This window comes from Paenibacillus sp. MZ03-122A, from assembly GCF_024213325.1.
GTDB classification, from domain to species: domain Bacteria; phylum Bacillota; class Bacilli; order Paenibacillales; family Paenibacillaceae; genus Paenibacillus; species Paenibacillus polymyxa_B.
Window position 1 is genome coordinate 293011 of record NZ_JANAVI010000001.1, and the last position, 14678, is coordinate 307688.

Genomic DNA, 14678 nt, shown 5'->3' on the forward strand with positions numbered 1-14678 from the left:
AATAAGTTGATATCCTACTAAGTTCCTGATAAGGGGTGGTTACTTTGTACAACACAACAACCACGATACTCACAGAGATAACAAAACATATGAAAGATAATGATTTAATACTAAGTGATTTAGCTAGAGAGGCAGAAATGAATCCGGGCACCATGAGCAGTATTATTAATGGGAACCGTACTCTTTCAGTGGATCAGCTAGACCGAATTACAAAAGCAATGGGGCATCCTGTTGGCTATTACTACGAACGGTATGTGTCTGAGTATTTAACAGAGGCTAATCCGAATTGGCGTCGAATGAGTCCTTTTATACATAATTGTGCAAAATTAAACAAGCTGGACTGCATTCATGATGTGGTCAATCTATTGATGGATAAGTTGGGCTATTCAGAATCCTTATTTGAGCTTGCTGAAGAATTATTTCATGAAAAGATGTACCAAGCGGCAGCCATACTTTATGAAAATGTAGCTTTAAGTGAGAAAAAACAATACTCAGAACGCCTCGCTATGTGTCAGTACCGCTTGTTCCATACGAGGCAAGGAGACAATCAAGAGAAAAATTATGAGGCGGCAGTTCAATTTGAAATATATGTTGAACGACTAGATGAGATAGATCAGTTAGAAGCGTTAAAAGATTTGGCGAATACATACCGTTCGTTACGTAAATGGGACAAAGTAGAACTGTTCGCTAAAGCTTTGGGAGACAAAGCTAAGATTCAATACAAACTGGAACAACAACGGCATCATATGAAAAAAGAAAATTCAAAGAAACCAAGTTTTCCTCTGTTTGCTTATTGGGCATTTTCTCATTTACTTCGTGCAGAAGCTTGTGAAGCGAGGAAAGACTATGAGCAAGCACTCCAGCACACTTATGCTTATGCCGATTTAAGTTGGGTGAAAGATACGGATGAAACTGCTTTGAAGTGGAAGAGGCAGTATGAAGAGTGGGCTGTGGGGAATACCTATTTGAATAAGATTCTTGCAGGCGAGATAAACGTTCTATCTGATTATGTAGTTTATATATCATCAAGAAAAGATGAGATTCTTCCGGCACTTGATATTATCGTCGATTCGGCTAATAGATACCACATTGATGTAGATGATATTTTAAAGCAATTCAATGAGGACATTTCATCTTTTCTGGAGCAACAGAAAGTTGAAAGCTTTTATACTAGACGATTCATAACAGAACGTTTTATGCATTTTTCGAAGGAATTATCAGTCTACTATTTGACCAAAGGAAGATTTTCTGATGGTTTTAAATTTTTAATAAGTTGTTTGGAAAAATCTACATTAATCAATAATAAATCGTATATAATTAAGTGTATGCGGCTGTATGAGTCTTATCGAGAGCATGCATCAACTGAGATAAAGACAGCGTACAGAAATTTGATTAATGAGGTGGAAAAGGATGAAACATAAAATAATTTTAACCGTACTGGTAACGAGCTTTATGTTATTGACAATAGTATTCCCTCGAGCAGGCTATCAAGACATTGAACATGACTATCAACCTGCACAGCATGGGGAAATGTAATTATTTCTAATAGGAAAAATATGTTTTGTATTTAAAATAATTAAATGATATATATTGCTAAATTCAATGGATAATGGAACAGGTTAGATGGAATGATCCGTCTAGCCCTTTTATTGCGTTTTTTGCTGTATATAAGTAATATGAGGAAATCTTCTTTTGAGAAATATATGTAAAAAGTGCAAAAATGTTATGTGTGCTGTTGTAAATAACTGAAGGGTATATGACTTTGTTCCAAAAGAAAATGATGGGCTAAAGTAATTCTTACTAACTGTTTCTCATTACATGGTTTAATTATGTATCATATGCCGAGTCTACGTTGAAAGGGTGGTTTATCTATGGAGATCACACCTACGATTAGAGCAGAAGTTCAAACCTATCTGATAAGAAAAAGCTTAACCATGACCGAGTTTGGTCACATGATTGATTTGAATGTAGGAACAGTTAGTGGCATTGTGACGGGCAACCGACCTATTTCTGTTCACCAGCTAGATCGGATCACTATGGGAATGAATTTACCATCGGATTATTTTTATGAACGTTATATTGATGAATGTATTGAAGAAGAACCGCTTAACTGGCGAAGAATCAGCCCTTTTTTATACCGGTGCGCGGAGTTAGGGCGACTTGATTGCTTGCGAAGAGTTGTAGGTATGTTGCTAGATAATCCTGTTTATCTTCCTTCACTTTTTGAAGTAGCCGAGGATTCTTATAAAAAAGGTTATACTGAAGCAGCGGCGTTCCTTTATGAAAATGTAGCAGAAGGGGAAAAGTATCAGTATTCAGAACGATTGGCGGTTTGCCAGTATCGATTGTTTACGATTCGTATTGGAGACGATCAAGAGAAAAACTATGATGCAGCCATTCAATTTGAGCCTTACGTTGATCGATTAGATGAGGTAGATCAGCTAGATGCCTTAAAAGACTTGGCGAATACATACCGCTCGTTACGAAAATGGGATAAAGTAGAACTATTCGCTAAAGCAATGGGAGACAAGGCAAAAATTCAATACAAACTGCAACAACAGCGGCATCATGTACACAAAGACAATTCGAAGAAACCTAATTTTCCTTTGTTTGCGTATTGGGCATTCTCGCATTTACTTCGTTCACAAGCATGTGGTGAGGGGAAAGACTATGAAAAGGGACTTCAACACATTAAAAAATACGCTGATTTAAGTTGGGTTACTGATACAGATGAAGAAGCTTTGAAATGGAGAAAAAAGTACGAAGACTGGGCAGTAGTAAACACGTATGTTAATAAGCTTCTTTCTGGCGATAAGAGCGTTCTTTCTAATTATGTAACTTATATTTCTTCAAGAAAAGATGAGATTCTTCCCGCACTTGATATTATGATCGAGGCAGCTAACCGATATCATTTTGATGTAGATGATATTTTAAAGCAATTTGAAGAAGAAATCATCTCCTTTCTGGAACAGAAAAAAGTTGAAGGATTGTATTCTCAACGATTCACAACGGAGCGATACACTCATTTCTCAAGGGAATTGGCAATCTATCTTTTGCGTAAAGGGAAGTTTTCAGAAGGCTTCACATTTTTGTGTAGCTGTTTGGAAAAGTCTGCTGAAGCTAATAATAGAATACAAGCAATCAGATGTATGAGGTTGTTTACGTATTTTAAAGAACATGCATCTGCTCACACGAGGGCAGTCTACGGAAATCTGATTAAAGTGGTTAATGAAGATGAAGAGTAAGTTGATTCAACCCTCCTAGTATCCAGTTTTATGTCAGTAGCATTAGTAATTACGATCTAGCTGGACAATAAGGAGGAATGTTGGAATAAAATAGTCTCAATTATAAGATCACAATAGACCTAGAAAATTAACTATGATCAAGAGGTTAGATGGAATTATCCGTCTAGCCTTTTTCATATCGTTTGTTTTGCTCTACATAAATAAGCTTCTAGAAGTGACTTAGCTTGGACTTTTATCTGTAAAATGTTTATTCGATCATTGGAGGATTATGTAATGTGGAAAGTAGTATTTAAATAACAAGACATATTGCCTATTCCCTTCATTTCCCTTATGATAATTGCACTACTACCTAAGAAGGAGATACATATGAAAAAAGCTGTTCTACTATTATTAATGTTTGTTGTTTTAATTCCATCACAAGCATTGGCAGCAACATCTACAAAAGCAATGTCAACAAGTGAAATCGAAAAATTATACTTTGAGAATTACAAAGATCGTGTAAAAGAAATTAAAGTTGCACAAAAAAAACTTAATGCTGTTCTGGGGGCAGAGGTTCGTGAGCTAACTCAAAGATTAAATCAAGCATCTGCACGTTATAAAAATGAAGTGAAAAATAAGTCTAGTAAAGCGGTAATAGCTCAAGCCAAGGCTGATTGTGATAAATTAAAGAAGCAGCTCGGCGTGGCTAAGGTGGAACTAAATAAAACAGTTAAAAATTACAAAAAAGAAAGCGAACAAGCATTAAAGGATATTGCAAATCAGAAAGCAGACCTTATAAAATTCATTAAGAATCACACAGCAGGAAAAGATAAACTTACGGAGTCTGAATTTAGCAAGCAAGTTAATGGAGGTATTATGTCGATTGACGGCTCATTTACTGGCATTTTAAAAATGTTGACGGAAGCTGAATAATGGTGAGTAAAGGCAGCAGGTATCACCTGTTGTCTTTTTAATTTAGGCTTAGAATGGAAGTCCTTGTTGGAGACTTTGGATTGCTGTGAAATGGGGACAAAGAGGATATATGGATATGGATGAAATAAATTTGTTCGTTTTTATATAATGAAGTACGATTAGCGAGGAGAAAAATGTATGAATCGTAAGTTTTTTATCATGGCTTTGATAAGAGGTATTTTCGGGTATTTCCCTTGTGGGCTGGGAGTTGCAGTATTATTGGAGGCTTATAGCAGATATAGTCTAAGAGGTTTTTTAATTGGAGCTACATTTTTCCTTATCGGGGGATTAGTGCTTTACTTCACAAGACGCTATGAATCATCAGATTGGTTACTTTAGATAAAGCAAATATTACATTAGAAGGAGTATATGATGTTATCACCAAAACAAGAAGAGAGCCTTAGTAAATTTATGAGTAAAATTCTTAGGCATACACCAGAACAGTTTGGAATTAAGTTGGACCATGAAGGTTATTGCCACGTGCAAGACTTAATTTCAGCAATTAAATCAGAGAATAGATGGTCGGATATAGGAGAAGCAGGGATTGATCAAGTCGTAACTAATTGTCCAAAGAAGCGATACCACATGGTAAATGGATACATACGAGCGAACTACGGGCACAGTGCAGGAAGATTAGATTACAAAGAATCCATTCCGCCAACTGCTCTTTATCACGGAACAAATAGCAAAGTAGTTGATAAAATTATTACCGAGGGAATTAAACCAATGGGGAGAAAATATGTTCATCTATCTGAGACACTTGAATTTGCAACATTGGCAGGTAAGAGACGTGGTGAATTAGTCATTCTTGAAGTCGATACAGTAAAAGCGCTGGATAATAATGTGAAGTTCTATATCGCTAACAATGGTGTTTGGCTTGCCGATTTTGTGCCTCCACAATATTTAAAAAAAATTTAACACTGATATTTTCGTTTATATTAAAAAGTCAGTTGCATTACTTGAATCTGTTAGTGAATCTATTATTTCTATAAAATTGGATGCTCTCAAAAGAGTGAAGTCAAATAATTTACTTTGCCAGGCATTTATACAATACTTTTGACATAGTAAATCCGTTTATATCAGTCCATTTGTCACATAATATAAAAGGAAATTTCAGGATAACAGGTGGATATCCCTAAACATCTCCTTCTGATAAGATTATTTCCATCTAAATTAAAATGGACGTGATCAATTGGGGAGAATATTGGTTCCACCTGATAAGCTAATGGAAGTGGCTGACCAGTTCTTGCATGGTAAACACGAAATGGAACGTATGTTAAATTTACTGAATGGAAGAATTGATTTTGTCCAACAAGGTTGGTCTGGTGCTACCCGAGAGAGGTTTTTTCAAGATTTTCAGGTCTCTAGACAATCCATGGGCGTGACACTTGAACGACTTTCTACGGTTGCACAAGAACTCATTTTTATTTCAAAAAACTTCACACAGGTAGATGGAGAAAAAGTCGTACTGGATGTGCCGTGGCTTGGTACCCCTGTTAAAACGGCATCCACAGGTGGAGGCTGGTTACATAAAATATTTGAACAAATGGGACGAGCTGAGATCACCAAGGCTGAAGCTCAATTGGAAGCTAGCAAACTTCAAGGAGAAATCCTTTGGGATACTGCACAGGGAGCAAAAGGAGCTATTCAGGGAAATTTGACATTAGGGATGCTGCCAGATAAAGAACGGGATTATGATCATCCCATGGCAGCTAAAGTAGGAGAAATTCTCGGGAATGTAGCTACAACATTGCAAGGGAGCTGGTGAGGTAATCGTTGGAACAGGTGGAGAAGGATTATCAGTTGCTGTTTCATCCACGGGAGTTGGTAGTATTATCGGAATACCTGGATTGATTGGCTCAGCAGCTTTAGCGGCACATGGAGGTACAACCGCAGTTAAAAGTGCAAGCGGAATAGGGAAGAGCTCAGCGGAATTGTGGCAGATGGCGAAAGGAGAAGGTGGAGGTTCATCTAAATCTACTCCATCTTCGGGAGCTAAGGCAGAAAAGGCTCCACATGTAATCGAGGGAACTCACAATAATAATATAGGGAGTATAATTAAGGAAGGAAATAAGACGAAATATACAAACCCTGCTGGCAATGAATTGACATGGGTTGATCAACATCCCAAAAATATTAACCGGGATATTGAGAACTTTATGAATAGCTCAGATGTAGGAAAGGCAACTGAAGCAAAAGTAGCTGGCTTTTTAAAAGAAGAACGGGAAGTCACTGGTTTTGGACAAAAAATTTTAAAAAAAGATGGTCAATTTGCAGGTGATTTAGATGTAGTTACAAAAAATGAATTAATTGAGGTTAAGGCTTCAATCAAAGCAGTTAAAGAAGGACAACTTGAGAAAATGACAATTACGACTGATAAGCTTTATTTTAATCCAGAACAGAAGAAAGTTATACTTTATATCGATAAGCCTTTGGGCAATCTATCTCAAAGTAATATAGAAAAATTAGATAATATCAAGAAGCTAGGAGTAACTGTTGTAAATTCCTTAGAGGAATTAAGAAAGGTGGTTAAGTGATGGGAAGTTCGGCTTTTATTTTAATAGAACGAGAAAAATATACACCTGAGAAATTACTAGGAGATGCAATCGTAGCTGCCTTTCATGCAGATGCTGGATTATATTTTGACAATGATAAAAAATATAAGAACGAACAGTTTTTTTCAACAACTCTAAATATATCTTATAACCCACTGGGTGCTGAAAATAACCAGCAGTTTATATTCTATATTGACGGAATTGATAATTACGAAATTAATTATGAGCATGATGAAGATATTAGTGGATTAGATTCAAGCTTGTCCTTGTATCAAGTAGGATGTATTGAAGATGTTTATGGTGTTGAAGAGCTGATTTTTCGCTTTATATATGAATATCTCAAGCTAAATCCTACTGACTATTTTTGGATTCCTGATTACGATTGGGTCTACAGTTGGGAAGATATGCAGAAGTTCAGATCTCTGCCCTATGATCCAAACTGGTGCTATAAAAATCCTAAATCAATATAATTCACAACGATTAATGAATATCTATAAGCTTGCTCCTTTAACAATAAAATGGGAGCAAGCTTTTTTCATAGTAATTTATCTGATAAAGAAGATAATTTGCATGCACCTAAGAATTAAGAGGCGGGTTTAAACAGGAGAGTCTTCAATCAGGCTACTAACTTAGCGATATGGGTAAAGTATACGGAAGGTGCGTGAATGTTATGAAGTATGATACATTCTTAAAATTATGGGAAGAACAAAATAGTCTAATGAGACTATTGTTCTGTGAAAATAAAGTGTTAGACTGAAAAACAAAGCATTAGACCGTGAAAAATAAAGTTGTAGAATGGCAGCCGGCATTAGCCAACGGGCAGGATAACGCAACCATTAGATGGACTTATGGTTCTCATATGATACAATTTATCCCAGAAGTATCTTCGCGGGTTCATGAAAAGCAGCGGTGATGAACTAATAGGAGACCAACACAAAAAAGTGGTAGTTTTATGGATATGCAATAGTTTACTATAGGGTCTTATTCCTCGGTTCGTCTAACCGATTGTAACGGAGACTTCATGAAGTGCCTGGAGATATGGAAATAAAAGTGTTGCCTGACAATGGACATAGCGGGACTGGAAGAGCGGAAGTGACAAAGCCCATAAGCGTAGGTCACAGCTCATAATACGAACGGAGAACTATTGCTTAACCAAGATATTACTGGAAAGTGCGGAGGATAATTTGGATCGCAATTCGCTGGAATCGAGTGGAGATTCACTTCGCAGACAACTGGTGGCACTACGCGCCGAATGGAACTTGGTACTAGAAGGAGAGGCAGGACACATGCAAGAAGAACAGGAAATATTCGCGGGCGACGGATATAACAGGTCGTACGCAATGGCTACGGGTATGCCGATTTTGAATCTTAGGGGTAGCATACCGCGTGAAAGTAACGGCCAACTACCGTTTCCGTGGGTGACAACGGGCATCAGGATTGATAAAGAACAGATGTTGGAAACCGTTATGAAGCAAAAGACACTCGAGTATTTATTTAATATGCAATTCAGTAAGGAGGAAATGACCGACCGCAATTTGGTTGTAGGCTGTTATGAATACAGGAATCCAAATGACAAGGAACAAATAATGCTATATGCGCTGGTTTCGTTGAAGGAATTTCTCGCGAGATACGGCGATGAACGGGCATTGGAGATTCTGATGCGAGTTGGCTGCACATACGAGAAGATTATGGAGGAATGTGATGAAGCCATTAAAGAACACTTTGCAGTATTGCGCCGGTCACTTCATTTAAAGAATTTGAGGGACAAATATGATGTCGTTTACGAGTGGAGTGAAGAGGAAGGGGTAAAGACGTACATAATCAGATACACCAAATCGAGTTATACGAAGATTAAAGCTAAATCATTCGAAGAGTTGACCAAACTCTATGATGAGCAACGGAAGAAGGATGCGAAGAAGACGTTCGCGACTCTGGAACCGTTAGAAGCATTTATGCAAGCCTAAGAAAACTGCCCCTTTACGGGGCGATTATTCAACATTTCATCGAACGAAGATTCGAGGAATATCCAGCGATAGAGAGGATTCTCGACAGTCGCATCGGAAAGTGCTGACCCGTACGCCAGATATGGTCGAATGGGGACTGATGGAAGACGTTGATCCAGCCGATTATTTCGGCAAAACCATAGAGGTAGAACGATTTAAGGCGATTGGAAGCCTAGCGATTCAGGGAGAATTTATCGCCTTGGTGTGTTTCTTACTGACGGCAATCCGATCGGCAGCACCGAAACGGTTGTAGATATCAACGGGGATGGCATGTTCTCGCTCCCCAGTGGCAAGCTGCTGCAGAGTATAAGTGGCAATTCCTTCGAGGCGTGGCAGCGCGACTGGCTGGATCGGTACGGCGGATGACAAGAACCTCATCTTGTATCAAATAAACTTTATCAAAACAGCCAGTCTTATCACATGAAGTAATTTTGCACCACTTGTTACGCTAACAGAGAACGTTAGTTCAATAAACGAGCGGCAGTCTAGGACTTTATTTTCAGGTCCTTGACTGCCGCTCGTTTTATATTTGGGTCAGTCTAAAACTTATTATTCCAAGTCTGACGATTTAGCAATTCAGAACCAGCTTAGGACCAACAAATCCAGTCTAAATCTTTATTTTCATCGGACAACTATTAGAAAGGAGGGATTTAAGAATCAGAAATTTTTTATCATGGATTTGATAAGAGGTATTTTCGGTTTTTTTCATTGTGGGCTGGGACTTGCAAAAATATTGAGGCTTATAACAGATACAGTCTAAGAGGTTTTTTAATTGGAGCTACATCTTTCCTTATCGGAGGTTTGGGGCTTTACTTCACAAGGTGCTATGAATCATCGGATAGGTTATTATAGATAGACAAATATTTTATTAAAGGAGTATACAATGTTAACACCAAAACAAGAAGAGAGCCTCAGTAAGTTTATGAGTAAGATTCTGAGACATACACCAGAACAATTTGGTTTGAGCTAGACCATGAGGGTTATTGTGACATCCAAGACCTGATTCAAGGGATAAGATCAGAGAATAGATGGGCCGATGTTAAGTGAGTTGGGTATCAAGCAAGTAGTAAACCATTGTTCAAAGCAAAGATATGAGATTGTTAATGGGTATATAAGAGCTAATTATGGTCACAGTACAGACAGGTTAGATTATAAGAAGGCTACTCCACCAACCATTTTCTATCATGGTACAAACACAAAGGTAATCCATAATATTTTCAATGAAGGAATTAAGCCAATGGGTAGAAAGTGTGTACATCTGTCGGAATCCCTTGAGTTTGCAATTTTAGCAGGCAAAAGACGTGGGGAACTAGTGATCCTCGAAGTAGACACAGAAAAGGCATTAGCCAATCAAGTAAAGTTTTATAAAGCCAATCATGGTGTTTGGCTTGCCGACCTTATATCCCCACAGTACTTAAAGAAGCTTGAATAAAGTGTAAACCTAGAACATTAACGATGATAAAGGGACTAGATGGAATGATTCGTCTAGTCTTTTTGATATAGCATGTTTTGCTATACATAAATAATCCTCCTAAAATTTTGAACGTATCCACGGGCGTCCACACTTACCCGGAAATGCTGCATAAAATATCCCGGGTGAACAAAGAGGAGGTGCATGTAATAACCATGATACACATGGAACCCGTACAAGTGGGTGAGCATACATTTATCGGAGTCGAAGTCAAACTGCCTAAAACAACGCTGCTGACTATCTCCAACTCCCGTGGTTACATCATGTGTGGTGCGTCTAAGATGTACCGAATTTGAGGTGGTAAAATTTTTCAATGTTTAAGTCGTAAAATCAAGCGGGACAAGCTTTCATAGCAATTTTCAATTTACTGATCTGTACTGATTCATTCTATTAAAATCTTATAAATGACTGAATTTTGTGACCGCATTTGTGACCTCTTGGAGGGGGACAAGCATGTGACTGTGCATCATACTCCTGTGAGGTCAGATCAAATGGTTATTTAAGTTGATCCAAGATATGTGGGATGTATAAATGATTTTCGAAGAATGATGGATTCATTAAACTTAAATGCTGGCCTTAAAACGAACATGAGAGCATATAAGGATTATGCCAGTATGAAGAGTTCAACATCAAAAAACTATACTCGAACAAGTGTGCTAACATATGGTATATTGTTCCTATTGCTAAAGGTTTATTTTATAGAAAAGAGTGATACAAATGAAGGATAAAGTTAAAGGTTTATTATTGGGTGTTGCAATCGGCACTATGTTTACAGGTGGTTCAGTATTGGCTGCAAACTATAAAGGCATAGATGTGGTTTTTTAAGATATACAAATTTATGTTGACCAAGTTAAAAAATCAAGCAATTCAGCGATTATCTATGATGGTACTACATATATTCCTGCAAGAACAGTAAGTAAAGCTTTAGATAAACAGGTTTCCCTAGATGGAAATAACCTATATATCGGAAAGCAGCCAATTAATAAGAATATTACTAAAGCTCAAGCTGTTAAACTCGTCAAAGAAAAATACTTTCCTAAGGCACCTTCTCAATTAATTATTGAGGTTGATAATACTGAGGGCAACACATATCTTATACATGCGTATGAAGTTGTAATTGATGATCCTAACACTGGAGCAGGACATACAGCAACATGGGGATGGTACTATGTAGATATGAAATCAGGCAAAGTTACATCAATGTTCTAATCAAGTAACTATTTCACCGAAAACACATGCATTACTAAAAAGGGGCATTAGTATGTTTGATAAAAATTTATGGAATGCACTTAATCCCGGTTCTCATTCATATGATTCATTTGGGGAAAGAGCTGAGAGTTTGGAGAGTTATATAAAGAAAGTTTCCGATTTGGGTCTAAATATTCCTACTGATGTAATCGAACAATGGATTTATCGGCATTACGAATATATTGATGCTCGTTATATCAGCCTTGGAATTGAAAAAATGAAATTTGAAAGGGAAATATGGGATAGTAATAAGGTTTATTCTAAAATCAATACATTTGAATTCGATAAACTTGGTGGAATGGGTCATAACGTATATGAGGAAGAAAACTGGCTGATCAGTTTTATGCTTAAAAATCGTACATGGCCCAAACCCATTATTGTTCTAGAAAATAATACATTTCCTTCTTGGGGAACTCCCTATCATTTGCTAGAGGGTCATCAAAGGTTGGATTTTTTTAGAGAAATTTATCAAGAAGAAAGAGATACATTAAAGGATCAACATGAAATTTGGGTTGTGAAACTGATCAAATGACTGTTTTAATTGGAAGGAATGTAGATAATGATTTGGTTCAAGAAGAAGAGGCTTGTTTATGAGAAAACAAGAATAATGGTCTTAGACCCTGACTTGGGATTTGATGTTAGATGGATGGATAATCGCATAGATAGCCTAGCTGAATAATAGGAAATCATCCAATTGGAATGTCAATCAAAGGAACAAGTCTAAGTGCTCACTCAGTACCTACTGTATTAAGTGATGACAAAAGACCTAATATAGAGGTTGGGGGCAAACAGCTTACAGGAATAGTTGTGATCATGGCAAACGAAGAAGAAAAGACTGAAGGTGTAAGAAAAATAATTTCAATTTCAGCAGACGAAGTTAAATTTATATTGGATACCTTTGAGTTAAAGTAAAAGATGTGTTTCACTGGGAAGGAGCATAGCTGTGACTGATAAGATTGACCTATATGTTGACGACCTCAGAGACTGTCCAAATGGCTTTGTGGTCGCTCGTACATACTATGAAGCAATACATATCCTTGAAACCAAAAGTGTCGGCATTCTTACGTTAGACCATGATTTGGGAGAGGACGTAGATGGTAAAGAACTGCCTAACGGATATGACTTGGTGAAGTACTTCTGTGAACATGGATTGAGGGCTGATAAGATATATTTGCATACAGATAACCCTGTAGGACGCAAGAACATGTATGAAACGTTGTTAGCTGCTAGAAGGAGAGGATTCATCGATGAGGATATTGAAATTTACCATTATCCTATAACGGTGAACAAGTATTCTGGTAGCTGGTAAAAGGCATGTTTCAAATATTCTATAACAATACAAACACTCAAGTCTGTATAAAACACCAATTTTACCATCCAGTTGCCCCTATATGACGGTGACTGGATTTTTTATATCCAAATGCGTCATTGAGAAGATTCTACGAAAATTTCGGGGAACCTTATTGGTGCCTTAACTGTTGCCATTACTAATACTTAAATAATTTCAGTATTAGGCTGCTAACTTAAATGAGGAGAATACAAAATTGGACTGTCCTATTAGTTGTAAAGGATGTGGAAAGATTTCCACGGGGACGTAGCTGATAGTATTGTTTACATAACGAAATGGGTGTCATCAAGTGTCACCCAAAGGATAATTTTGCTGATGATAACCTTAACTTTCCAACCTCTACTTTGACGCTTCGTTCGGGGAATCCCGAAGCAAGTTTACATACATTCTTCACAGCCAACTTTGCGTTCTAAAAATAGCGTGACACCGTGTAACGCTATAGTTGGACTCGTGTCCATTGTGGACATGCGTTGCCAATCCAGACATGGTGAATTTCCATATCGTAATTCTAACCTTCTGAATCGAAAGGATGAAAGCTAAACTCAATTATCGTGAAACGCGATATTCGAAATCCTATGCATAGGGAACTAAATTTCGTTCCCCCTTGTTACATAGTGAGATTAACAACGTTACATCTTGTACCTGTCCCTCAAATTTGAGGGATAGCTAATAGGTAAATCGCCATTGAGTTGTTATCTGTAAGGATACCGCCAACTTTGGCGTGACTGCGAAATTGCCGACACAATATAATTTCACACATACACAAACAAAGAGAATTCCTAAATAGGAAGGAGTCCTTTTTTAATCTTCCTGATCAATGCGATGTAGAGTTGCTTTATTTAATATGACTGTTCAAAGCATTATACGTAACGATATAATAATACACGTCTTAAAATAATGTATTAGTGTGAATGGAGAGATAAGATGAAAAGGTTTGTTGGGATATTGACTTTAATCACTTTAATTGTTTATACCCTAAGCCCTGCTACGAGCATTCAAGCAGCTTCAAGTAAGGCAAAAATTGAGCAAGCTGTATACAAAGGTCAGCCTTATGTAAGAATAAGTGGGATTAATCAAACAGCAGCCAACAAGATAAATCAAGCGTTGAAACAATATGCTGTCAATGCTACTGCTTCATCCGTTACAATTAAAAAGACCAGTAAAGAGGGGTGGCACAAAACAAGTGTTAAAACTGCTTATAATAGTAACGGCAAACTCTCTGTCGTGTTTGAATATAGTAAATACTATGGTGGTGCACATGACGTTCAAGGCACTGATACATTCAATTATGATTTAAGTACAGGTAATAGACTCTATCTTAAAGATGTCATTAACAATAAAACGAAATTAGTAAATACACGGACATACATATCATATGTACTGTCTGAAAAACAAAGAAAAAATTCGTTATCTGTAAATGAAATTAGTATCACTGACTATCCCTTTGATCCAGTAAAAACTGGATTTTACTTTAGTGATAAAGGGATAGTTGTAAGATTTGATCCTTATCAAGTTGGTTCATTCGCTGATGGTATCGTAGACATCCCGGTTCCATATTCAATAATCAACTATATCGTACCCACAGGATCACTAAATGCAAGCGAAAATGTAATTCAGTCGAAGATAGATGATGATTTTGAAGGGTTTGACGAAGGAAATATTTACGAATTGGCAAATGGACAGATATGGAAACAGGAAGATTACCATTATCATTATGCATATTCTTATAGACCTGATGTATTAATTTATAAAGACGGTGGCTCTTATTACATGAAAGTAGAAGGGCAGAATCAAGCGGTTAGGGTGTCACGATTAAAATAGAGAATAGGATTTACAACAAACAAGCCTAGATAATCT

The 14678-nt window shown here is 37.1% G+C and carries 13 protein-coding genes and 3 pseudogenes; all 16 read left to right on the forward strand.

All coding sequences use genetic code 11. The annotated features are described in order from the left end of the window. Nucleotides 1-89: 89 nt before the first annotated feature. The 16 genes and pseudogenes from NLX74_RS01405 to NLX74_RS01475 all read left to right on the forward strand — a co-directional run bounded on the left by NLX74_RS01405 (nucleotide 90) and on the right by NLX74_RS01475 (nucleotide 14642). On the forward strand, nucleotides 90-1421 hold the full coding sequence (locus NLX74_RS01405; protein WP_254327987.1) for a helix-turn-helix domain-containing protein: 1332 nt from the start codon (nucleotides 90-92) through the stop codon (nucleotides 1419-1421). A gap of 450 nt (nucleotides 1422-1871) precedes the next feature. Beyond that, nucleotides 1872-3245: a transcriptional regulator gene (locus tag NLX74_RS01410; RefSeq protein WP_254327743.1), complete on the forward strand. Its 1374-nt coding sequence runs from the start codon at nucleotides 1872-1874 to the stop codon at nucleotides 3243-3245. A 366-nt stretch (nucleotides 3246-3611) separates the two neighbouring features. Then, nucleotides 3612-4157, forward strand: a complete 546-nt coding sequence (locus NLX74_RS01415) for a hypothetical protein (protein ID WP_254327744.1) — start codon at nucleotides 3612-3614, stop codon at nucleotides 4155-4157. 177 nt (nucleotides 4158-4334) lie between these two features. Further along, complete coding sequence (locus tag NLX74_RS01420; RefSeq protein WP_028542918.1) at nucleotides 4335-4535, forward strand: hypothetical protein; 201 nt, start codon at nucleotides 4335-4337, stop codon at nucleotides 4533-4535. A gap of 33 nt (nucleotides 4536-4568) precedes the next feature. Then, nucleotides 4569-5114, forward strand: coding sequence for an RNA 2'-phosphotransferase (locus tag NLX74_RS01425; RefSeq protein ID WP_061831880.1), 546 nt, complete (start codon nucleotides 4569-4571; stop codon nucleotides 5112-5114). Between the two features lie 274 nt (nucleotides 5115-5388). Further along, nucleotides 5389-6733, forward strand: a pseudogene (locus NLX74_RS01430) (WXG100 family type VII secretion target). Beyond that, nucleotides 6733-7221 (forward strand): hypothetical protein, encoded by a 489-nt coding sequence (locus NLX74_RS01435; protein WP_250267935.1) that lies wholly within the window; start codon nucleotides 6733-6735, stop codon nucleotides 7219-7221. The pseudogene NLX74_RS01430 and the gene NLX74_RS01435 overlap by 1 nt, the downstream one beginning before the upstream one ends. A gap of 714 nt (nucleotides 7222-7935) precedes the next feature. Next, on the forward strand, nucleotides 7936-8715 hold the full coding sequence (locus NLX74_RS01440) for a hypothetical protein (protein WP_254327745.1): 780 nt from the start codon (nucleotides 7936-7938) through the stop codon (nucleotides 8713-8715). Nucleotides 8716-8815: 100 nt separating this feature from the next. After that, complete coding sequence (locus NLX74_RS01445) at nucleotides 8816-9007, forward strand: hypothetical protein (RefSeq protein ID WP_254327746.1); 192 nt, start codon at nucleotides 8816-8818, stop codon at nucleotides 9005-9007. A 630-nt stretch (nucleotides 9008-9637) separates the two neighbouring features. Further along, nucleotides 9638-10186 (forward strand): annotated as a pseudogene (locus NLX74_RS01450) (RNA 2'-phosphotransferase). Between the two features lie 194 nt (nucleotides 10187-10380). Then, a pseudogene (locus NLX74_RS01455) lies at nucleotides 10381-10500 on the forward strand (YunC family protein); the annotation flags it as partial. A 559-nt stretch (nucleotides 10501-11059) separates the two neighbouring features. Further along, nucleotides 11060-11434, forward strand: coding sequence for a stalk domain-containing protein (locus NLX74_RS25765; RefSeq protein WP_367997006.1), 375 nt, complete (start codon nucleotides 11060-11062; stop codon nucleotides 11432-11434). Nucleotides 11435-11486: 52 nt separating this feature from the next. Further along, nucleotides 11487-12005 carry a hypothetical protein gene (locus NLX74_RS01460; RefSeq protein ID WP_254327747.1) on the forward strand — a complete coding sequence of 173 codons (519 nt, stop codon included), beginning with the start codon at nucleotides 11487-11489 and terminating at the stop codon, nucleotides 12003-12005. Between the two features lie 167 nt (nucleotides 12006-12172). Next, nucleotides 12173-12385, forward strand: a complete 213-nt coding sequence (locus NLX74_RS01465; protein WP_254327748.1) for a hypothetical protein — start codon at nucleotides 12173-12175, stop codon at nucleotides 12383-12385. A gap of 31 nt (nucleotides 12386-12416) precedes the next feature. Then, nucleotides 12417-12782, forward strand: coding sequence for a cyclic-phosphate processing receiver domain-containing protein (locus tag NLX74_RS01470; protein WP_254327749.1), 366 nt, complete (start codon nucleotides 12417-12419; stop codon nucleotides 12780-12782). Between the two features lie 963 nt (nucleotides 12783-13745). Then, the gene (locus tag NLX74_RS01475; RefSeq protein ID WP_254327750.1) at nucleotides 13746-14642 is read left to right on the forward strand and encodes a DUF3298 and DUF4163 domain-containing protein; all 897 of its coding nucleotides are present in this window, start codon (nucleotides 13746-13748) and stop codon (nucleotides 14640-14642) included. The last annotated feature ends 36 nt before the right edge of the window (nucleotides 14643-14678 follow it).